Source organism: Clostridiisalibacter paucivorans DSM 22131 (genome assembly GCF_000620125.1).
GTDB classification, from domain to species: Bacteria; Bacillota; Clostridia; order Tissierellales; family Clostridiisalibacteraceae; genus Clostridiisalibacter; species Clostridiisalibacter paucivorans.
In genome coordinates, this window is sequence record NZ_JHVL01000030.1 from 20076 (window position 1) to 43204 (window position 23129).

A 23129-nucleotide genomic window follows, 5' to 3' on the forward strand; every position below is an offset into this window, starting at 1 on the left:
GTGACTGTATTGGAATATAAACATGTATCAGTTTTATATGATGAGGCATTAGAAGGCCTTAATATAAAAAAAGATGGTATATATATAGATGGAACTTTAGGAGGCGCTGGTCATTCAAAGGGCATATTGGATAGACTTGATACTGGAAAGCTTATAGGTATAGATCAAGATATCAATGCAATAAATAATGCTAAAAAGAAGCTTAAGGAATATGAAGATAAAGTTATTTTGGTTCATAATAATTTTAAAAATATAAAGAGCATATTAAAGGATTTAGATATAGATACTGTAGATGGGGTATTATTGGATTTGGGAGTATCATCCTATCAGCTTGATGAAGCATCTAGAGGTTTTTCATATATGCAGGATGCTCCACTAGATATGAGGATGGATGAATTTAGCAAGATTTCTGCTTGGGATATAGTAAATAATTATTCGGAAGAAGAGCTAAACAGGATAATAAGTGAATATGGTGAAGAGCGATGGTCGAAAAGAATAGCTAAGTTTATAGTTAATGAAAGAATGGATAAATCTATCGATACTACAAGAGAATTAGTAAGTGTTATAAAGAAGGCGATACCAAAAGGAGCTAGAAACGATGGCCCTCATCCTGGGAAGCGTACATTTCAAGCTATTAGAATAGAAGTGAATAAAGAGCTTTCCATATTGAAAGATGCAATACTGGATATTGCTTCTGTTTTAAACACTAAAGGAAGGATATGTATAATAACATTTCATTCTCTGGAAGATAGAATAGTAAAAAATACATTTAAGTATTTGTATAAAGATTGCATATGTCCAACAGAATATCCAATATGTAGATGTGACAAAAAAAGAGAGATTAAGATCATAACTAAAAAACCTATAATGCCATCGCAATATGAAATAGAAACAAATCCTAGAGCTAGAAGTGCAAAATTGAGAATTGCTCAAAAGATTTAGTGTTCTAAAAGCTGAAAGGGGTGAATAAATTTGATAGTAGCAAAAAAAGAATTAGAATATTATAATGAAAATTCTAAGTACCCAAAACCTAAGAAAAGAGCAGAAAATAAAAAAAATAAAAAAAGTAATGTTAAAATTAAGGTGAAAGTATTTACCCTTGCAGCGATTACATTTTCAATTTGTTTAATAGTATTATTAAGATATGCATATATTTCTCAACTAAAGTATGACATAGTGAATTTTGAAGGAAATATAGAAGAGTTAAATAAGGAAAAACAAAAGCTAGCATTGGAATTAGAGGCTATTAAAGAGTCAGGATTAATAGAAAGGAAGGCCATAAATGAACTTAATATGGTTTATCCTAAAGATGAACAGGTTGTTTATATAGAGATAGATGCTGATAAACAAGTCTATAATGAAAAAGGAAATATAAAGAGTCAACAATCAAAGGGTATAATAACTGTGATAAAGAATAAGATAAATGGGTTATTTGGTTTAATACAGTAAAGGCAAGGGGGCTTTTTAATGGCATCGCCTACTAGGACTACAAAAAAAAGACTTTTGTTTACTCTTTTTATGATATGTTTAGGTATTTTATTACTAACCAGTAGATTAGGATATATACAGATAGTTACAGGAGATAAATTGAGAAAAGAGGCCTTAGAGCAATGGACTAGAGATATCCCAGTAGAAGCCAAACGGGGAATAATATATGATAGAAATGGTAAAAAATTAGCTGTAAGCATTAGTACAAATACTATTTGGTGTAGACCAGCTGATGTAGAGAATCCTGACGAAACTGCTGGAGAAATAGCTGATATATTAGGACTGGAAAGAGATGATGTGTATAAAGATATAACTAGCAATCAAAGCTTAGTTAGGATAAAGATGTGGGTAGATAAAGATACAGCAGATACTTTAAGAGATAAGGGATTAAAAGGCATTGAAATCGTAGATGACAATAGGAGATATTATCCCTTTGGGAATTTTGCATCTCAAATACTTGGTTTTACTAATATAGACAATGTGGGGCTTTATGGTATAGAGAGGACTTATAATAAATATTTAAGTGGTACTCCAGGAAGATGGATAAAGACTGTAGATGCAAAGAATATGGAGATGCCTTATAATAATGAAAGGTTGTATGACCCTAAAAATGGTATGAGTGTAATGCTTACTATAGATGAGACAATACAACATTTTGCAGAAAAGGCTGCTATAGAGACATTGGTAAGAAACAAGGCTAAAAATGTTTCTATACTGATAATGGAACCTAAAACAGGTGATTTACTTGCAATGACTACTAAGCCTGATTACAATCCCAATGACAATAAGGCATTATTATACAATCCTGAAAAACCTTGGGAAATATTAAGTGAAGAGGATATAACTTTTTGGAGGAATAAACCTTGGGTGGAAAAAGAACAAGAGCTTTATGATAGTTGGAGAAATTTTCCTATAAATGATGTTTACGAACCAGGTTCTACATTCAAGATTATAACTTCTGCTGCTGGGCTAGAAGAAAATGTAGTTAAACCTGATAGTCCATTTCATTGTGATGGTTACATAACTCAGGTAAAAGGTGCTAGACTTAAATGTTGGAGTTATTATAATCCCCATGGAGATGAGACTTTTAAGGAAGGAGCTCAGAATTCTTGTAATGAGGTTTTTGTTGAATTAGGATTACGATTAGGTAAGGAGAGAATGTATAAATATGCTAAGGCCTTTGGATTTGGCGAAAAAACAGGTATAGAATTGCCAGGAGAGGCGTTGGGGTTTGTGAGGCACTATGATAATATGAGGGAAGTAAACCTTGCTACCATATCATATGGTCAAGGTATATCTGTTACCCCTATTCAGATGATAACTGCTATATCTGCTGCATCTAATGGTGGATATTTAATGAGACCTAATATAGTAAAAAGGATAATAGATGAAGAGGGAGGTACAGTAGAAGAAATAGAGCCAAAGGTGAGAAGGCAAGTTATTTCTAATAGAACATCTAAAACATTACTTGATATTTTAGAATCAGTTGTATCCGAGGGTACTGGGAAAAAGGCATATGTACCAGGATATAGAGTTGGAGGAAAGACGGGGACTGCACAGAAGGTTATTGATGGAAGATATGTTCAAGGAAAATATGTATCTTCTTTTGCAGCAATAGCTCCAGTTAATGATCCTAAAATGGCTGTACTAGTCTTGATAGATGAACCAGGAACAGGCCAATACTATGGAGGACAGATAGCTGGACCTGTAGCAGGTCAAATTATCAAGGATACATTAAATTATCTGGAAGTAGAGCCTCAATTTACAGAAAAAGAAGAAAAAGAATTGGAAGGACAGATAGTGGTAGTTCCTGATGTTAGAGGAAAGACTATTGTTGAGGCTTCTAATACGTTAAAACAATTAGGGCTTTCTTATAATACTGAAATTTTAGAAGTAGAAAAAGATAATAAAGTCATAGATCAATTTCCATTACCTGGAACTAAAGTTCATAAGAGCTCTATGATAGATCTTTATATGAATACTAGAAGACAGAGAGATAATATGATTATTATGCCAAATTTGATAGGAAAAAACGAGGAAGAGGTGGCGAATATATTAAATAGATTGAGTTTAAGATTTAAATTCAAGGGTGAAGGCACAGCTATCTCTCAAAATCCTAAAGCAGGTAGTACTGTGAATTTCAACTCTCTTGTTGAGGTTGAATTTGAAAAGACAAATTCAAACTAATCAAAGGCAACTTCAAACAAATTTTGTTTGAATGTTGCCTTTTAAAAAGAAATAAATGGTAATTTTTTAAAAATGTATATTGTGAGGTGTAAATAGTGAAATTATCCCAGTTATTAGAGAATATATCTTATGTGGAATTTAAAAATTATAAAGATGTAGATATTTTAGGGATTGCATATGATTCCAGAAAAATAAAACAAGACTTTATTTTTGTAGCCATAGAAGGATTTAAGGTAGATGGGCATAGATATGTAGAAGATGCAATATCTAAAGGCGCAAAGGCTGTAATGGTAGAAAAGTATGTAGATGCGGTGGACAACATTATACAAATAAAAGTAAAAGATACTAGAGAGGCATTGGCTGATATTTCAGCAAATTTTTATAATAGACCCTCTGAAAATTTACGATTAGTTGGAATAACTGGTACTAATGGAAAAACAACTACAACATATTTGATTAAATCTATTTTAGAGGTGTATAATAAAAAAGTTGGTCTAATAGGTACCATTGGAAATATAATTGGAGATAAGATAGAAAAAACTAATAATACTACACCAGAATCATTGGAACTGCAAATGATATTTAATGATATGGTAAAAGATAATATGGATACTTGTATAATGGAGGTGTCTTCACATTCATTGGCGTTAAATAGGGTGTCTTCCAGTGACTTTAATATAGGTATATTTACCAATCTTACTCCAGAACATCTTGATTTGCATAAAACTATAGAAAATTATCTAAGTGCAAAACTAAAATTGTTTTATATGACCAGTAATTACAATATAATAAACGGAGATGATCCCTATGGCAAAAATATAATAAATGAAATAAAATCTTTAAAAACACCTTTATTGACATATGGAATAAATGAGTGTTGTGATATAAGAGCTAAGAATATAAGACATTCTTTAGAAAGTGTAAAGTTTACTTTACTAATAAAAAATGACAGTATAGATATAAATATGGATATACCAGGAATATTTACTGTATATAATAGCTTAGCTGCTGCAGCATGTGCATATGCTATGGGGATAGATCTACAAACTATAAGAAATGGACTAGAAAATGTGCATGGAGTTAAAGGGAGATTTGAGGTAGTACCTGTAGATAAAGACTTCACTGTAATAATAGACTTTGCCCATACTCCCGATGGATTTGAAAAGGTATTGAGTACTATAAATGATTTTGCAAAGGGAAGAAAGGTTGCTATTTTTGGCTGTGGCGGAGATAGAGATAAAACTAAAAGACCTGTAATGGGAGAGATAGCAGGTAAATACGTGGATTTATGTGTTTTAACCAGTGATAATTCCCGTTCTGAAAAAACAGAAGATATTATTAAAGATATAGTATTAGGAGTAGAAAAAACAGGATGTGATTATGTAAATATACCAGATAGAAGAGAGGCTATTAAATATGCTTTATTAAATAGCAAACCAAATGATGTTATTATTTTATTAGGAAAGGGACATGAAACTTATCAAATAATAAATGATAAGGTATTACCTTTTGACGAAAGGGAAATAATCATGGATATATTAGAAAAAAGTTCAAAATAGACTATAAAATATGGTAAATTTTTGAAGAACATGAGAGGAGAAAAAGTATGGTGGACTATAAGGATATAATAAGGATTATTCTTATTTCCTTTATAATAACTTTAATTCTTGGTCCTATTTTAATACCAATTTTGCGAAGATTAAAAGTAGGGCAAAGTATAAGACAAGAAGGTCCTAAAACTCATCTAAAAAAAAGTGGAACTCCTACAATGGGTGGGGTCATGATATTAGGAGCTTTGCTAATTACTACATTTACTTCAGGATTTATAAACAGAGATTTAATAATACTTATAATTATAACTTTGGCTTTTGGTGCCATAGGGTTTATAGATGATTTTATTAAAGTTGTATTAAAGAGGTCGTTAGGACTTAAGGCATATCAAAAACTTATTGGCCAAATTATTGTAGCTGTTATATTGGCTATTTATCAATCTAATAATACAGTGTTTGGCACTCAGATTTTCGTACCATTTTTTGATAGGTTGATTGTAGATTTGGGTATATTATATATTCCTTTTATAATTTTTGTAGTTGTAGGTACTGTAAATAGTGTTAATCTTACTGATGGATTAGATGGATTAGCTTCAGGAGTGACATTGATAGTGTTGGCATTTTTTAGCCTTGTATCTATGAAGATGGGCTTTTATAGTATTACTATTTTTTCTGCTGCACTGGCTGGAGGATGCTTAGGCTTTTTAAAATATAATGCGTACCCCGCAAAGGTATTTATGGGAGATACAGGTTCACTTGCATTGGGTGGGGCAGTTGCTACTATTGCTGTAATGTTAAATCTACCTTTAATAATTCCCATAGTAGGCGGGATTTATTTTATGGAGGCTTTATCAGTTATTATTCAAGTGGTTTGGTTTAAGACTACTGGTAAAAGGGTATTTAAGATGAGTCCTTTGCATCATCACTATGAATTGATGGGATGGAAAGAGACTAAGGTAGTCACTTCGTTTTGGTTTGCAACAGTTTTTTTATGTCTTATAGGGGTTTATGGATTGAGATATTTTATATAATAGAGTAGGTGATAATTTTGAATTTATGTGGCAAAACTATTTTAGTATTGGGATTAGGAATAAGTGGTGTATCTACAGCGAAGGCTTTAAATGAAATGGGAGCTAATGTAATTATAAATGACAAAAAAACAAAGGATGAATTGAAAGATTATATCTGTAAACTTAGTGATTATAATATAAAATATGCCCTTGGATATAATGATATGTCATTAGAGGGAATAGATATGGTAGTTAAAAGTCCAGGAGTTCCTATGGATCTAAATATAATAAAGAAGGCTGTAGAGTCCGGTATAGAAGTAATTACAGATATTGAATTAGCATATAGAATTACAGAGATACCTTTTATTGCAATAACAGGAACTAATGGAAAAACTACAACTACTACATTGGTAGGAGAAATATTTAAGAATGCAGGTTTTAATGTTAAGGTAACGGGAAATATAGGAGTGGGAATACTTTGGGAACTAGTAAACAATAAGGATATAGATATTTTTATTATAGAGGCTAGTAGTTTTCAGTTAGAGAGCACCAAATATTTTAAACCCAAGGTAGCAGTTATTACTAATATTACTCCAGATCATATAAATTGGCATAAAGACTTCAAAAATTATATCAATTCCAAGAAAAAAATATTTAGGAATCAAACTAAGGAAGATTTTATAGTATTGAATTATGATGATGATTTATTGAAGTCTTTGGAAAAAGAAATTGATTCAAAAGTGATATTTTTCACTCAAAAACATAAAATTAAAAATGGTATTTATTTAAATAATAATTATATAGTATATGACTATGATAATGAGTTTGTTAAGGTAATGGATTATAGAGATATAAAGATGCCAGGAATGCACAATTTGGAGAATTCTATGGCTGCTATAGCTACTGCAAAGGCCATGGGAATAAAATGGGAAACTATAATATATACATTAAAGACATTTGAAGGAGTAGAACATAGATTGGAATTTGTAGATGATGTAAATGGAATATCTTTTTATAATGATTCCAAAGGGACTAATCCTGATGCATCTATTAAGGCAATAGAAGCCCTTAATAAACCTATAACTCTTATAGCAGGAGGTTATGATAAAGGCAGTGATTTTGAAGACTTTATAAATGCTTTTAATGGTAAAGTAGATAATATTATATTATTAGGTGAGACTAAAGAAAAAATAAGAAAGGCAGCAATAAAATTGGGATTTAATAATATATATATAGTAAAAGATATGGAAGAAGCTGTTTTAAAAGGGTATCAAATAAGTAATTCTCCCCATACTGTATTACTTTCTCCGGCTTGTGCCAGTTGGGATATGTATAATAGCTATGAAGAAAGGGGGAGACATTTTAAAGATATAGTAAGGAATTTAAGGAGGCAAGGGGATGATAAAGAGGAAAGCTAGTGATTTTACTCTGATGATAGCTACTATATTACTGGTTTTTATAGGCATTATAATGGTTTTTAGTTCCAGTTATCCAGATGCTTATTATAAAATGAAGGATGGATACCATTTTCTAAGAAAACAAGTTATAGCTAGTGCATTAGGTCTTTGTGCTATGATATTTTTTATGAATTTTAATTACTGGGTACTCAAGAGGTTGTCTAAGATTATATTTATAGCTTGTATTATACTTGCTCTGTTGATATTTACTCCATTGGGAACTTCTTATCTTGGAGCTAAGAGATGGGTTCAAATTGGAACTTTTACTTTTATGCCTTCTGATGCTATTAAATTAGGTTCCATAATATTTTTAACTTCTTTTTTATCTAAAAAAGAAGATGTATTGAAGGACTTCAAAGAAGGAGTAATACCATCATTGCTTATAATTGGTCTTTCATGTGGGTTGATATTATTGCAAAAAGATTTAAGTACCAGTGTAACATTAGGAGCAACTTTGGTATTAATACTATTTATAGCTGGAATGAAAATGTATCAATTAATTGGATTAGGTGTTTTAGGACTGAGTGCAATAGTTGCTGCTATCAGGATGGAAGAATATAGGTGGAAGAGGATAACTTCATTTATAGATCCTTTTGCAGTTAAATCCGATGAAGGATGGCAGGCAGTACAGTCTCTTTATGCTTTGGGGTCAGGAGGCCTTTTTGGATCAGGATTAGGGCAAAGCAGACAGAAGTTTTTTTATATTCCTGAGCCTTATAATGACTTTATTTTTTCTATAATTGGAGAAGAATTAGGTTTTATTGGATGTATGACTGTAATATTATTATTTATGTTAATTATATGGAGGGGAATAAGAATAGCTATTTCTATAGATGATTTATTTGGATGTCTTTTGGCATCTGGAATAATATCTCTTATAACTATTCAAGCGTTGATTCATATAGGTGTTGTAACATCATCTATTCCACCAACAGGAATACCTCTTCCATTTGTAAGTTATGGAGGTACATCATTACTTATCTTCATGTCATCAATTGGTATATTGTTAAATATATCTAGATACTCAGGTATTGATAGGAGTTGAAGCATATGAAATTTCTTGTTACTGGCGGGGGTACTGGAGGTCATATATACCCTGCTCTTGCTATTGCTCATAAAATAAAGGAAACTTTTCCCGATGCTCAATTATTATATGTAGGAACTGATAAGGGAATGGAATCACAAATAGTTCCACGGGAAGGGTTTAGATTTAAAAGCATAAGGGTAAAGGGATTTAGAAGAAAGATTTCTTTAGATACATTAAAATCAGTTAAAGAGTTGGTTTTAGGTATGAAAGATGCTAGAAGAATTATTAAACATTTTAATCCTGATATGGTCATAGGTACAGGAGGATATGTATGTGGACCTATGGTTATATTAGGAGCTATGAAGGGAATCCCATCTATCATACATGAACAAAATGCATTTCCTGGAGTGACTAACAAAATATTATCTAGATTCGTAGATTGTGTAGCTATAAGCTTTGAAGAAAGTAGAAAATATTTTAAAAAAGCTAAAAATGTACATTTGACAGGGAATCCAATTAGAAATAATTTTACTAATATAGATTTAGATAAAGCCTATAAAAAGTTTAATTTTAAAAAAGATATCCCTATAGTATTGTCTTTTGGTGGAAGTGGAGGCCAGAAAAGCTTAAATAGTTCTATGCTGGGTCTAATAAATAAATATAGTGATAGAAAAGATATTCAAATACTACATGTTACAGGAAAAAATCATTATGATAAATTTAATGAGGGATTATATAAAAGAGGTTTAAATAATTTGAGTGATCATATAAAGGTGGTGCCATATTTATATGATATGCCTTTAGCCCTTGGAGTTTCTAATTTAGTTATAACAAGTGCAGGAGCTATAACTTTGTCTGAGATAACAGCCCTGGGAATACCATCTATTCTTATACCTAAGGCTTATACTGCTGAGAATCATCAAGAGTACAATGCTAGAGCGATGGAGAAAAATGGTGCCAGTGTAGTTATTTTAGAAAAAGATTTGAATAAAAATATATTATATGACACTGTGGAGGAACTGTTGAATAATAAAAAGAAGATATCGATTATGAAGAAAAAAACTAAAGCATTAGGCAAATTAGATGCAACAGACAGTATAATGAATTTAATTGGTGAACTTTTAAAATAATACAAGTTTAGTAACACCTTGTTTAGAATATGCATAGACTAATTATATATTTGCTATACATAAAGGTATTGCGTATTCTGGAGGTGTAGTGATGGCCAAATATATCATTGAAGGCAGTAAGAGGCTTATAGGAGAAATTTCTGTTGGAGGGGCAAAAAATTCTGTTCTTCCAATACTGGCTGCCACAGTTATCAATAGAAGTTCAAGCATTATATTTAATGCACCTAAAATTAAAGATTTATATATAATGATAAAAATTCTTAAGTCCATAGGCTGTAAAGTTAAATTTTCAAATAATATTGTATATATTGACTCAAGTACAATAGATAAGGTTGAAATACCTGAAGATTTAGTAAGAGAAATGAGGTCTTCTATTATACTATTGGGAGCAATGCTCAGTAGTTGTGGTGAGACAATAATATCCTATCCTGGTGGATGTGAAATTGGTCCTAGACCTATTGATTTACATCTAAGTTCGTTGAAGGCTATGGGCGCTGAAATAAATGAGTCCCATGGATTTATACATTGTAAGTCTAAAAGATTAACAGGAGCAGATATACAATTGGATTATCCCAGTGTAGGCGCTACAGAAAATATAATATTGGCAGCAGTAAAGGCCAAAGGAACTACAATAATAAGAAATGCTGCAAGAGAACCTGAAATAATAGATCTACAGAACTATTTGAAAAAGGCAGGATGTAAAATTTATGGGGCTGGCACCAGTGTTATTAGGATTGATGGAGTAGATAGTTTGAAAGAGGTAGAACATACTATTATACCTGATAGGATAGTGGCAGGGACATATATGATAGCATCTGCAATTACGGGTGGAGAATTGGTATTAAAAAATATAGAAGTAGACCATATTCAATCTATAATTGCAAAAATTAAAGAAACTGGATGCAATATTTATAATAATTGTACTGCATTAAAAATAGTAGGCCCTAAAAGATTGGAACCAATTGAATCTATACAGACTTTACCATATCCAGGCTTTCCTACAGATATTCAAGCTCAGACTATGGCACTTCTCACTTTAGCTAGAGGAACCAGTGTTATAACAGAAACTGTATTTGAAAATAGGTTTAAACACGTATCTGAACTTATAAGAATGGGAGCAAATATAAAAATAGTAGGTAAAGTTTCTATTATAAAGGGAGTATCAGAACTTACAGGGGCTAAGGTTACAGCTAAAGATTTAAGAGGTGGGGCCAGTCTTGTATTGGCAGGACTTGCAGCTTCAGGTACTACAATAGTTGATGGCATAGAACATATAGAAAGAGGATATGAAGAATTAGACATAAATCTAAACAGGTTAGGGGCAAGTATAAAGAGACAATTTTAGCAGCTTAGGCTGCGTTGTTTTGGGTGGACATGCATTGGAGAGGAAGGATTTTATATGTCTAGTAGAGGAATAGTGGAGAAAAAGGTAAAGAGAAGAAAAAGGGGATTATTTTTATTAATATTAATAGCTATTATATCTTTATTTGTTATATTGGTAACAAAAACTGATTTTTTTCATATAAAAGAGATTCAAGTTACTGGAAATAAAAGGTTAAATCATGATAGAATAGTATTAGCATCGGGTATTATGAAGGGAGAAAATATACTTAGAATAGATAAAAAAATTATTACAGAAAACCTTTTGTCTCATCCATATATAAAAGATGTATCTATAAAAAGGAAATTACCTAAAAAGGTAGTTATAAATATAAAAGAACGGGAAGAGATAGCAGTATTAAAATATATGGGTTCATATATATATGTGGATAATGACGGCATAGTACTTAGTATTCTTTCTGAAAATGAGAAGCCAGATTTACCTATAATAGAAGGGTTTGAGATAGAAGACTTTACTATAGGTAAAAAAATAAAATCCAAAGATAATATGGATACATCTAAATTTTTCAATATGATATCAATATCTAAAGATTTAGATATTATTAGCACTATTAAAAAGATAGAGATAGATGAAAATTCTCAAATAAATGTGGTATTGTATGATAACTTAATATTTGCATTTGGGGGATTAGATAATGTAAAATATAAATTAAGTTCTATAAAAAAAATGGGTGAAGAGTTGGAAAAAAGAAATATAAAAACAGGCACTGTATATTTAAATAGAGGAGATAATCCTATCTATACACCTGAGATAGATTAGGGGGAAGTTTATATGAATACAAAAAGTAAAATTGCTATTTTAATAGTCAGCATGATTCTTGGAATTATTTTAGCTATACAATTTAACACAGTAAAAAGTATAGTTGGTCCAGGATATTTACCAGTACAGAGGAGTAAAGAGCTTGCTGTAGAATTAAATAATCTTCAAAAAGAAAAGGAAAATTTATTAAATGAACTAGAGAATTTGGAAAAAAAGGTAAAACAATATGAAAGCAGTGCATCTAAAGAAAATGTATATATAGAGGAACTTTCTAAAGAGTTACAAAAATATAGAATGTTTGCAGGATATGAGAGGGTGCAAGGAGAAGGTATAGTTTTAAATATAGATGATCCTAAAAGAGAGATTGTTTATGGAGATGAAACTAGCACTATAGTAGAAAATTATGATTACCTATTACAAATAATAAGTTATCTTAACGTTTCAGGAGCCGAAGCAATATCGATAAATGGGCTAAGGTATACAAATTATACCGAATTTCTTTTAGCTGGTAATCATCTGAATATAAATGGAGTTCCTATATCTGCTCCCATTGAGATAAAAGCCATAGGACCTCCAGAGGATATGGAAAATGCCCTAAGGCTTAAAGGGGGAGTATTAGATATACTTAAATATGGTTTTGAAATGCAAATAAGTTTAACACAGAAGAAAAATATTATAATTCCAAGATATACCAAGATACAAGAGTTTAGATATGCAAAGCCAATAGAAAATATTAATGGATAATGTGGTTATATGCCTTAGAGGGTGGAATGTTAATATGAAAAAAAGTTTTTTGAACAAAGGAATTATTTTTATACTATCAGTTGGATTAGGTGTGTTGTTGCCTATACAGTTAAGGCATAATGTGGAAGACAATATATTTGTAACCATTGACTCTATACAAGCTATGAAAAATGAGATAACTAAAAATAGAGAAGAGATAGATGATATTAATAAACTTATAGAAAAAAAGAAAAAAGAGTTAGAAAATATAGAGGCAGCAGATAATAAGGGAGATATAACAGATGTATTGAAAAATGAACTATATAAAGTTAAAGTATTAGCTGGATATGAAGATTTAGAAGGACCAGGAATTTTGATAAGGATAGAAGATAATGATGAAAAATATAATATTGGAGAAGATATTGATGATCAAATAGTACACGATACAGATATATTAAATCTTTTGAATGATTTAAAGGTGGCAGGAGCAGAGGCTATAAGTATAAAGGGACAGAGGGTCTTAGTAAATTCAGAAATACAATGTGGTGGTCCTATTATATGGATAAATAAGAGGGCAGTAACGGCCCCATTTGTTATAAAGGCTATAGGGGACCCAAAGGTATTATATGCTTCAATAAATGCTCCCGGTACCTATGGGTATGTATTGAAAAATGATTACAATATAAAGATGAGAACTGATACCAGTGATTATATCCTTATATCTAGGAAACAAGGTGATTTATCATTGGAATATATTAAACCTGTTAAAGAAGGTGAGTAAAATGTTAATAGCTTTGATTGGAATTTTAATAGGTGTTATAGTAGGGCTTTATTTGCCTATAACATATTCTCCCAGCTATTCCCTTTACATGTCGGTAGCCATATTGGCGTGTATGGATTCAGTATTTGGGGGATTAAGGGCTACTTTAGAAAAAAAGTTTAATACAGGTATATTTATTTCAGGTTTTTTTGGCAATGCTGTTTTAGCAGCTTTTTTAGCCTATGTGGGAGATAAATTAGGTGTACCCTTATATTATGCTGCTATATTTGCTTTCGGTAGTAGATTGTTCCAAAACTTTGCGATAATAAGAAGACATTTTTTTAATAAAAATGAAGAAAAATAAGGTACATACTGATTACTGGTCAAAGGGGTGATATAAAATGGACCAACTAATAGCTTCGGTAGACATAGGGACTTCAAAGGTATGTGTAGCTGCTTTGGGTACTGAGAAAAATGGACAAGTTCATTTAGTAGGTATGGGAAAAAGTGAATGTAAAGGAGTAAAAAAAGGAGTTGTAGTTGATATTGAAGAAACTTCAAGGGCTATAATAGAGGCATTAAATCAAGCAGAAAACATGTCAGATCTAGAGATTACCCAAGCATATATAAATATGCCAGGAGGATATTGTAATATTATTAATAATAGAGGAGTAATTGCAGTATCAAGTGATAACAGGGAGATAGACTTTGAAGATATAAAGAGAGTGCTGAATTCTGCTACTATACTTTCTATACCTCAAGACCAGAAAATAATAGATATTATACCAAATCAGTATATAGTAGATGGATATGATGAAATTAAAGATCCTACTGGAATGGTAGGTATGAGATTAGAAGTTGATAGTGATATAATTACAAGTTCAACTACTACTGTATTGAATGCAGTTAAGTCTGCCAATAAAGCAGGTCTAGAAGTATTAGGGATAATAATGGAGCCCTTAGCTATATCCCACTCCACTTTGACTTCTGATGAGATGGAATTAGGTATTTTGACTATAGATATTGGTGCTGGAACTACAGATGTATCTCTATTTAAAAATAATAGAATTATATACTCTGAAATAATTCCAGTGGGAGGAAATCATATAACTAATGATATATCTGTGGGATTGAGAATATCCTTTAAAGATAGTGAAAGAATAAAAAGAAAATATGGTATGGCATATGCCAATGACTGTGATGAAAATACTTTAATAGAAATAAAGCCTATTGGAAAAGAAGAAATTGATAAGGTTAATTTGCTTGATGTTTCTGTAATAATTGAGGCTAGAGTTAGAGAAATACTTGAAATGGTATTTGAAAATATTAGAAGAAGAAGGCTGACTGGAGAACTATTGACCGGTATAGTTATAACTGGTGGAGGCGTTAGTTATCTTAAAGGAATAAAAAAGATAGGAGAAGAAATTTTTAAAATGCCTGTAAGGTTGGGACATCCTGAAGAAATAGGAGTAAAGGAGCCAATTTATTCTACAGCTATTGGTATAGTAAATTATGTTTTAAAGAGGAAATTCAATTATTATATAGAATATAATAATATTGAAAACAATAAAAATAGATTTAAATCTAAAAAAAGTAACAATGTATCATCTTTTTTCAAGAAATTATGGAATGATTATTTTTAATAAAACTGAAAACTCAAAGGCTAGGGGGTCATAATATGTTTGAATTTGATGTTGATATGGAACAATTCGCCCGAATAAAGGTTATAGGTGTAGGTGGCGGTGGAAACAATGCATTAAACAGAATGATAGAAGAGGATGTTAAAGGTGTTGAATTTATAGCTGTAAATACTGATAGACAAGCCCTTCACTCTTCAAAGGCAGAAATAAAGATCCAAATAGGAGATAAGCTAACCAAGGGATTAGGAGCTGGAGCTAATCCAGAAATAGGAAAAAAGGCTGCTGAAGAAAGCAGAAATGAAATTCATGAATCTTTGCAAGGTGCAGATATGGTATTTATAACTGCAGGTATGGGAGGAGGTACTGGTACTGGAGCAGCTCCTATAGTTGCCGAAGTTGCAAAGGAAATGGGTATATTAACAGTAGGAGTTGTAACTAAACCCTTTATGTTTGAAGGTAGAAGAAGGATGTTACATGCAGAAAAGGGTATAGAAGAATTAAAGGGAAGGGTAGATACCTTAGTTACCATACCAAATGATAGGCTTCTACAAGTAGCTGAGAAAAAAACTAGCATAGTAGATGCATTTAGAATAGCAGATGATGTGTTGAGACAAGGTATTCAAGGTATATCAGATTTAATAGCTGTACCAGGGTTAGTAAATTTAGATTTTGCAGATGTTAAGACTATAATGCTAGATCAGGGACTAGCCCATATGGGAATAGGACAGGCTAATGGTGAAAACAGAGCTACAGAAGCTGCTAAACAAGCTGTACATAGTCCTCTTTTAGAGACATCTATAGAGGGAGCTAAGGGAGTGTTATTAAATATAACAGGAGGTCAAAATCTAGGTTTGTTTGAAGTAAATGAAGCAGCAGATCTTATAAAGCAAGCGGTAGATAGTGATGCTAATATTATATTTGGTGCAGTTGTAGATGAAAATCTAAAGGATGATATAAAAATTACTGTTATTGCTACAGGGTTTAGTGGTTCAAAACCTAATGAAAATACAAAGACTAAAAGTAAAACTCGAAAGAGTATAAATAGATCTCAACAGAGACAGCAAAATGAAGAAGAAAAAGTAGAGGAAATAGATACTGATGATTTGGATATTCCTACTTTTTTAAGAAAGAGGAATAAATAAAAGAAAGACTTACGGATAATTTTTCGTAAGTCTTTCTTTTTTCAATAATAGATGGATTTCGACTTCAATAAATGACATGTTTTTAAGACTTAATATATTATAATAGTCATAAACCAAGCTTTTAAAGAATAAAAATTTATATAGGGAATAAATGTATATCTGTAGGACAAAGGGGGCTTGAGATATGAGCATTTATGCTGAATATCTCGTTTTAGAAAATTTTATAATCAATTTTATTATATTGTATATAGTTAAAAAATATACTGGAGCAAATACTACTAAGTCCAGAATGGTAATAGGAGCATTGACAGGGGCTTTATATACACTGGTAGTATTCTTCCCGCAATTATATTTTTTAGCTAAATTGCCAGTTAAATTAGCTGTATCAGTTTTAATAATTATACTGGCATTTAATCCAGAAAGGATTAGAGATTTCATGAAATTAATAGCTACATTTTATGTTGTTTCTTTTGTATTTGCTGGTGCATCTTTAGCTTTGATCTTTATATTTGATGTAAATAATTACACAGAAAATGGAATTTTTTATATAGATGGATTCTCTATAGGAATGTTATTTTTGGCAATATTTATTTCTTTTATACTTATAAAATTTGTATGGGGATATATAAAAACAAAATTAAAAAGGAAAGATATGTATGTACCTATATCAATAATATTAAATAGAAAGATTATAAATATAACAGCTTTAATGGATACTGGTAATTCATTAAAGGATCCAGTTACAGATGTACCTGTAATAATTGCTCAATTTTCAGAAATAAAAGAGCTATTGCCATATGATGTACAACAGTTTTTTTCCCTGTATAAAGAGGATAATTTAAATGTACTGTGGGAAGTCATGAGCAAATCTATGGACAATATAAAGTTTAGAATTATTCCATTTAAAAGCTTGGGAAAGGAAAATGGTATATTGTTAGGATTTAAGCCTGACAAAGTAGTAATTAATACATCTGAAAAAACTGTAATCTCTGATATCATTGTGGGAATTTATAACAGTGATTTATCTTCAACCAGAGAATATTCAGCATTACTTCATCCAGAATTATTAAGTTAATGATATCTCCAATACTATAATTAGAAAGGAAGAGGACTATGAAGATTTTTAATAAGATTAAATTGTTTTTACAAATTAAAATCATTAAATTGATAAGGAAGATATCCCCCTATTATGGAACTGATATTTTCTATATAGGGGGTAGTGAAGTTCTTCCACCTCCATTGAAAAAAGATGAAGAAATGTATTTGATAGGAAGGATTAATCAAGATGATTCAGTGAAGTCAATATTAATAGAGAGAAATCTTAGACTGGTAGTATATATAGCAAGAAAATTTGAAAATACAGGTATATCTGTTGAAGATTTGATATCTATAGGTACTATTGGTTTGATAAAGGCAGTAAATACTTTTAATCCAGAAAAAAAGATAAAGTTAGCTACATATGCATCTAAATGTATAGAAAATGAAATACTTATGTATTTAAGAAGAAATAATAAAACAAAAACTGAGGTATCTTTAGATGAACCATTAAATACAGATTGGGATGGAAATGAACTTTTATTATCAGATGTACTAGGGACAGATAATGATATTATATTTAAATATCTTGAGGAGGAAGTAGATAGAAAATTATTGAAGGAAGCCATGGAAAAACTCACAATAAGAGAGAAGAGAATAATGGAGTTGAGGTTTGGGTTAGGCAAAAAAGATGAAATGACTCAAAAAGAAGTAGCTGATGTATTGGGAATCTCTCAATCTTATATATCTAGACTGGAAAAAAGGATAGTGAAAAGACTTAAAAAAGAGATGGCAAAGATGATATAGTTTTAATTACTTTAATTGAATAAAAAGGATTTAAAAGGTTAATAATTTAAACTAAAGGGGGTAATATAGCAGGAAAGGATGAAATAAATGCATATAAATAAAGTAGAGATATGTGGAGTAAATACATCTGATTTACCTGTACTTACCAACAAAGAAATGAGAAAATTGTTTGATAGAATACACAAGGGAGATTTAAGTGCTAGAGAGGAGTTTATTCAAGGCAATTTACGACTTGTACTTAGTGTTATTCAAAAGTTCAATAAAAGAGGAGAAAATCCTGATGATCTTTTTCAAGTTGGCTGTATAGGTTTAATAAAGGCAATAGACAATTTTGATCTTAGTCAAAACGTTAGATTTTCAACATATGCGGTTCCAATGATAATAGGTGAAATAAGAAGATACCTTAGGGATAATAATTCTATAAGAGTTAGTAGATCTTTGAGAGATATAGCATATAAGGCTCTTCAAGTAAGGGAGCAATTAATAAATAAAAATTCAAAGGAACCTACAATATCAGAAATATCATCAGAACTTAATTTACCTAAAGAAGATGTAGTTTTTGCATTGGATGCAATACAGGACCCCATATCCCTATTTGAACCTATATACCATGACAGTGGTGATGCAATATATGTCATGGATCAAGTTAGTGATGAAAAAAGTGAAGATGAGATGTGGCTTGAAGGGATTGCTTTAAGAGAAGGTATGAGAAAATTAAATGATAGGGAAAAACTTATATTAAATTTGAGATTTTATCAAGGAAAAACTCAGATGGAGGTAGCGGAAGAGATAGGTATATCTCAAGCACAAGTATCTAGATTGGAAAAAACCGCCTTAAAACATATGAGAAAGCTTATATAGTTATATTGATAAAGACATAAGAATAAAAATGTTTACTAGTCCGTAGTTGATTGTAGAAATACTACGGATTTTTATTTTTTTAAAAAGTAATAAATACTTGAAATTATTAATATATTTATAATATGTTAAATACTATTTTACTTTTAGGAAAGGTGATAATATGATAAAGGCTTCTGATTTGAGGGAGAAAGAAGTAATAAACATAAAAGATGGTGCAAGGTTGGGGGTAATATATGATATAGAAGTAGATTTAGAGGAAGGATATGTAAATGCAGTAATTATTCCAGGTCCTAATAGGTTTCTAGGATTATTTAATAGAAATGGGGATTATATAGTGAGATGGGATAGTATAAAAAAGATAGGACATGATGTTATATTAGTAGATTTAAAGGAAGAGTAAAATTAGACATGAATAAAAAAATATAATATAATCAGTTTATGATGGTCTAATATGAAATAAAAAGAGGTGTATTTTATGAAATGTCCCTATTGTGATTATTATGAAACTAAAGTTATAGATTCAAGGCCTACCGGAGAAGGACAGGCAATAAGACGAAGAAGAGAATGTATTAAATGTAACAAAAGATTTACTACTTATGAAAAGATAGAAGAGATACCTTTAGTGATTGAAAAAAAAGATGGAACTAGACAATCTTTTAATAGAAATAAAATATTAAATGGAATAATTAGAGCATGCGAAAAGAGACCTGTCCCTATAAATAAAATTGAAAAAATAGTGGACAACATTGAAAAAGAACTCTATAATTCAATGGAAAAAGAAGTGACTAGTAAGCATATTGGAGAAATGGTAATGCATTATTTAAAGGATTTAGATGAAGTGGCATATGTTAGATTTGCTTCTGTTTATAGACAGTTTAAAGATTTAAATACTTTCATGGATGAATTAAAAAAAATACTAGATAAAAAATAGAGGTATGAGGTAAATACTGTGAGAAAAAAGTTAGTAGTTCCTAGTTAGTAGCTATTAGTTGATGCTAAAAATCCTAAGGATGTTATCATCGAACTAATAACTACTAGCTATTAGCTATTAACTTTTTTATATTTATATTATTTTTGTAGTTGAAAATTTGAATAGTCTTCTTTTTTTTAACAAGAATTTTACAATTCATACTAAGAGCAGTAAATCAATGTTTTGATCAAAAAGGTGTCTTGACTTATGAAATACTTATAAGTATGCTTAAAGTAGAGAATATTTGAGGAATACTAATTATAACGATATAAATGATATAAGACTAATTAAAAGAGGAGGATTTTTATGAACTATGGAAGAATATTAGTTGTTGATGACGAAGAACATATCGTTGAATTGATAAAATTCAATTTAGAGAAAAACGGATATAAAGTGTTGGTTGCATATGATGGGGAGGAAGCATTAAAAAAGGCTGAGAAAGAGATTCCAAATCTTATAGTACTAGATCTTATGTTACCTGTTATAGATGGTATAGATGTATGTAAAAAGTTGAAAATGAGTGAAAAGACCCTTGACATACCTATTATAATGCTCACAGCTAAAGGGGAAGAAACAGATAAAATTTTAGGACTTGAGATGGGTGCTGATGATTATATAACTAAACCCTTTAGTGTAAGAGAGCTTGTTGCAAGAATCAAAGCTGTACTGAGAAGAAGTAAAGACAGTTCAAATAAAAAACAAGAGGTAATCAAGATTGATGATATAGAAATAAATATAGAAAAACATGAAGTAATTAGAGATGATGAAAAACTAGAACTTACTTTAAAAGAATTTGAACTACTTAGGATTTTATCTGAAAATAGAGGAAAAGTATTGTCAAGAAATTTTTTATTGGATGAAGTTTGGGGATATGATTACTATGGGGAGACTAGAACAGTAGATGTTCATATTAGACATTTAAGAAAAAAATTAAAAGATGATAACAAAAATACAAAATATATAGAAACAGTAAGAGGTATAGGTTATAAAATGAAATAGAGGGGGCATTTTATGCAGAAAAAGATATATATTGTATTTGTTATTTTGGTACTAATGGGAATAACTATTACTGGAATTTTATCATTGGGTTTATTAAAGGGTAATTATGCTCAGAGCGTTGAAGAAAGACTTATAGCTAATGCAAAACTAATTAAAAATTTTATGGAATCTAATGATAATTTTTATGATCTTAATTTAGACGAAATAGCTACAAAGTATTCCCAATCTACACAAGCTAGGATAACATTTATAGATAAAGATGGAGTAGTAAGAGGAGATTCAGATGTAGATTTAGAGACATTAGAGAATCATAAAAATAGACCAGAGATAAAGAAGGCTATAAAAGGAGATTTGGGTATAAGTAAAAGACATAGTGAATCTACAGGATTAGATATGTTTTATATAGCAGTACCTGTAGAGATGAACAATGAAATTGTAGCTGTAACGAGGATATCTTTACCTTTAGATTATGTCAATACAGTTAATAAAACTTTGTTTAAATATATATTGGCATCTGTATTGGCAGGAATGGCTGTAGCCCTATTGTTAGGATATAGGTATGTAAAAGGTGTAACAGAACCTATAAAGGCATTGACAGAGGCTACAAAAAATATATCCCAAGGAAATTATGGTGAAAGGGTATATTTTAATACAGATGATGAATTAGGTATATTGGCCAACAATTTCAATATTATGAGTGAAAAATTATCTTATACTATAAATCAGTTAGAAGATAGAAATACTAAAAACAAAGCAATATTGACTAGTATGATAAATGGAATCATAGCAATAGATAATAATAAAAAAATAATGTTTATAAATCCTGCAGCTGAGTCTATATTTAGAATATCTGAGGAAGATGTAAGGGGTAAACATATATTAGAAGTAGTTAGGAACAATTATTTAGATGAAGAAATACAGAAGTTGTTTTCAGGACAAATACCGTCTAAGGTTGAAATTGAAATATTTGACCCAATATATAAAACATTGGCTATATATACCAATCCAATAAAACTTGAGAATGACCCGACTAGAAAGATAGGTGTGGTTATAATAATACAAGATATTACAGAAATTCGTAAGCTAGAGAGAATGAGGAAAGATTTTGTGGCTAATGTGTCCCATGAGCTAAAGACTCCATTAACATCAATAAAGGGATTTATTGAGACTCTGAAAGATGGAGCATCTGAAGATAAAATGCTTAGAGATAAATTTTTAAATATAATAGATATAGAGGCAGGAAGATTGACTGCTATTATAGAAGATTTGTTAGTTCTATCAGATATAGAGAATAAGCATAATATAGTTAAAAAGGAAAATATTAATGTAAATAAAGCTATAGAAGAAGTATTAAATATGATTAATGAGTTGAGTAAAAAAAAGGAGATACAAATTATTAATAAGGTAAATGCTAATTTGCCTGATATAGTAGGTAATTTAGGATGGTTTAAACAAATGCTAATAAATTTAATAGATAATGCTATAAAATATACTCCATTAGGAGGTCAAGTCATAATTACAGCATATGCAGTCAGTGGTAATTTAATAATTAAAATTAAGGATACAGGCATTGGTATAGACAAACAACATTTATCAAGATTATTTGAAAGGTTTTATAGAGTAGATAAGGCCAGATCTAGAAAGATAGGAGGTACAGGGCTGGGATTGGCAATTGTAAAACATATAGTACTTGCATTTAATGGAAAAATAAATGTAAAAAGTGAGATTGACATGGGAACCGAATTCATGGTTAGTTTACCAATAAAATATTAATATACTTTTAACATTTATATCAAATATTTTTAACAATGAAATAGTATAATTATTTTAAACAAAACAGCCACCAGCAAATTAATTATAAATTTTCCTATTTTTATGTGAAAGGAGTTATCTCCTTGTATAATATATTTAGGTTATCAAATAGGGAAACCTATAAAACCTTCTTTATTTATCTCTCAAAATCAGAGATAATTGTATTATTAGATTGAGAGGATTATCGATCTCTCCTTGAGTCTTTGAACTCGTACTTGAAAGACTGATACCTCTCTCTAATAAGCAGTTTACGAATGAGTTGGATGTTGGTTGCTTTTTAGCTTCTCTCCGAATATACAACAAGGTGGTAACGCTTATTAGTAGAGTGGGCTCACAATCTAAAATATTTCTCTACGAGGTGCTCTTTATG

General features: G+C 30.4%; 22 protein-coding genes. All 22 read left to right on the forward strand.

What is annotated here, in order from left to right:
* Positions 1–9 precede the first annotated feature (9 nt).
* The 22 genes from rsmH (at position 10) to pnpS (ending at position 22720) form a co-directional block, all read left to right on the forward strand.
* On the forward strand, positions 10–942 hold the full coding sequence (rsmH, locus tag Q326_RS0109560; RefSeq protein WP_026895185.1) for a 16S rRNA (cytosine(1402)-N(4))-methyltransferase RsmH: 933 nt from the start codon (positions 10–12) through the stop codon (positions 940–942).
* Between the two features lie 30 nt (positions 943–972).
* Positions 973–1449, forward strand: a complete 477-nt coding sequence (locus Q326_RS0109565) for a cell division protein FtsL (protein WP_026895186.1) — start codon at positions 973–975, stop codon at positions 1447–1449.
* 18 nt (positions 1450–1467) lie between these two features.
* Entirely contained in the window at positions 1468–3675 is a 2208-nt protein-coding gene (locus tag Q326_RS0109570; RefSeq protein WP_026895187.1) for a stage V sporulation protein D, read from the forward strand.
* 95 nt (positions 3676–3770) lie between these two features.
* On the forward strand, positions 3771–5234 hold the full coding sequence (locus tag Q326_RS0109575) for a UDP-N-acetylmuramoyl-L-alanyl-D-glutamate--2,6-diaminopimelate ligase (protein WP_026895188.1): 1464 nt from the start codon (positions 3771–3773) through the stop codon (positions 5232–5234).
* A 47-nt stretch (positions 5235–5281) separates the two neighbouring features.
* The gene (gene mraY / locus Q326_RS0109580) at positions 5282–6256 is read left to right on the forward strand and encodes a phospho-N-acetylmuramoyl-pentapeptide-transferase (protein WP_026895189.1); all 975 of its coding nucleotides are present in this window, start codon (positions 5282–5284) and stop codon (positions 6254–6256) included.
* Positions 6257–6273: 17 nt separating this feature from the next.
* Complete coding sequence (gene murD, locus Q326_RS0109585) at positions 6274–7653, forward strand: UDP-N-acetylmuramoyl-L-alanine--D-glutamate ligase (protein WP_026895190.1); 1380 nt, start codon at positions 6274–6276, stop codon at positions 7651–7653.
* Positions 7634–8737, forward strand: coding sequence for a putative lipid II flippase FtsW (ftsW, locus tag Q326_RS0109590; RefSeq protein ID WP_026895191.1), 1104 nt, complete (start codon positions 7634–7636; stop codon positions 8735–8737). The genes murD and ftsW overlap by 20 nt, the downstream gene beginning before the upstream one ends.
* Before the next feature lie 5 nt (positions 8738–8742).
* Entirely contained in the window at positions 8743–9849 is a 1107-nt protein-coding gene (gene murG / locus Q326_RS0109595; RefSeq protein ID WP_026895192.1) for an undecaprenyldiphospho-muramoylpentapeptide beta-N-acetylglucosaminyltransferase, read from the forward strand.
* 91 nt (positions 9850–9940) lie between these two features.
* Complete coding sequence (gene murA, locus Q326_RS0109600; protein ID WP_026895193.1) at positions 9941–11194, forward strand: UDP-N-acetylglucosamine 1-carboxyvinyltransferase; 1254 nt, start codon at positions 9941–9943, stop codon at positions 11192–11194.
* Between the two features lie 54 nt (positions 11195–11248).
* Entirely contained in the window at positions 11249–12010 is a 762-nt protein-coding gene (locus Q326_RS0109605; RefSeq protein ID WP_026895194.1) for a cell division protein FtsQ/DivIB, read from the forward strand.
* Positions 12011–12022: 12 nt separating this feature from the next.
* A complete protein-coding gene (locus Q326_RS0109610) occupies positions 12023–12754 on the forward strand; it encodes a DUF881 domain-containing protein (protein ID WP_026895195.1) in 732 nt (243 codons plus the stop codon).
* Positions 12755–12788: 34 nt separating this feature from the next.
* Entirely contained in the window at positions 12789–13514 is a 726-nt protein-coding gene (locus Q326_RS0109615) for a DUF881 domain-containing protein (protein WP_026895196.1), read from the forward strand.
* Between the two features lies 1 nt (position 13515).
* Complete coding sequence (locus tag Q326_RS0109620; RefSeq protein WP_026895197.1) at positions 13516–13857, forward strand: small basic family protein; 342 nt, start codon at positions 13516–13518, stop codon at positions 13855–13857.
* Between the two features lie 37 nt (positions 13858–13894).
* A complete protein-coding gene (gene ftsA / locus Q326_RS0109625) occupies positions 13895–15136 on the forward strand; it encodes a cell division protein FtsA (RefSeq protein ID WP_026895198.1) in 1242 nt (413 codons plus the stop codon).
* A 35-nt stretch (positions 15137–15171) separates the two neighbouring features.
* Positions 15172–16275 (forward strand): cell division protein FtsZ, encoded by a 1104-nt coding sequence (ftsZ, locus tag Q326_RS0109630; RefSeq protein WP_026895199.1) that lies wholly within the window; start codon positions 15172–15174, stop codon positions 16273–16275.
* 184 nt (positions 16276–16459) lie between these two features.
* Complete coding sequence (gene spoIIGA / locus Q326_RS0109635) at positions 16460–17350, forward strand: sigma-E processing peptidase SpoIIGA (protein WP_026895200.1); 891 nt, start codon at positions 16460–16462, stop codon at positions 17348–17350.
* A 38-nt stretch (positions 17351–17388) separates the two neighbouring features.
* Positions 17389–18117, forward strand: a complete 729-nt coding sequence (gene sigE / locus Q326_RS0109640) for an RNA polymerase sporulation sigma factor SigE (protein ID WP_026895201.1) — start codon at positions 17389–17391, stop codon at positions 18115–18117.
* Between the two features lie 87 nt (positions 18118–18204).
* The gene (gene sigG / locus Q326_RS0109645) at positions 18205–18978 is read left to right on the forward strand and encodes an RNA polymerase sporulation sigma factor SigG (protein ID WP_026895202.1); all 774 of its coding nucleotides are present in this window, start codon (positions 18205–18207) and stop codon (positions 18976–18978) included.
* Between the two features lie 160 nt (positions 18979–19138).
* Entirely contained in the window at positions 19139–19378 is a 240-nt protein-coding gene (locus tag Q326_RS0109650; protein WP_026895203.1) for a YlmC/YmxH family sporulation protein, read from the forward strand.
* A gap of 75 nt (positions 19379–19453) precedes the next feature.
* Positions 19454–19909: a transcriptional regulator NrdR gene (gene nrdR / locus Q326_RS0109655; protein WP_026895204.1), complete on the forward strand. Its 456-nt coding sequence runs from the start codon at positions 19454–19456 to the stop codon at positions 19907–19909.
* Positions 19910–20254: 345 nt separating this feature from the next.
* Complete coding sequence (locus tag Q326_RS0109660; protein ID WP_026895205.1) at positions 20255–20947, forward strand: winged helix-turn-helix domain-containing protein; 693 nt, start codon at positions 20255–20257, stop codon at positions 20945–20947.
* 12 nt (positions 20948–20959) lie between these two features.
* Entirely contained in the window at positions 20960–22720 is a 1761-nt protein-coding gene (gene pnpS / locus Q326_RS0109665; protein WP_026895206.1) for a two-component system histidine kinase PnpS, read from the forward strand.
* Positions 22721–23129: the final 409 nt, after the last annotated feature.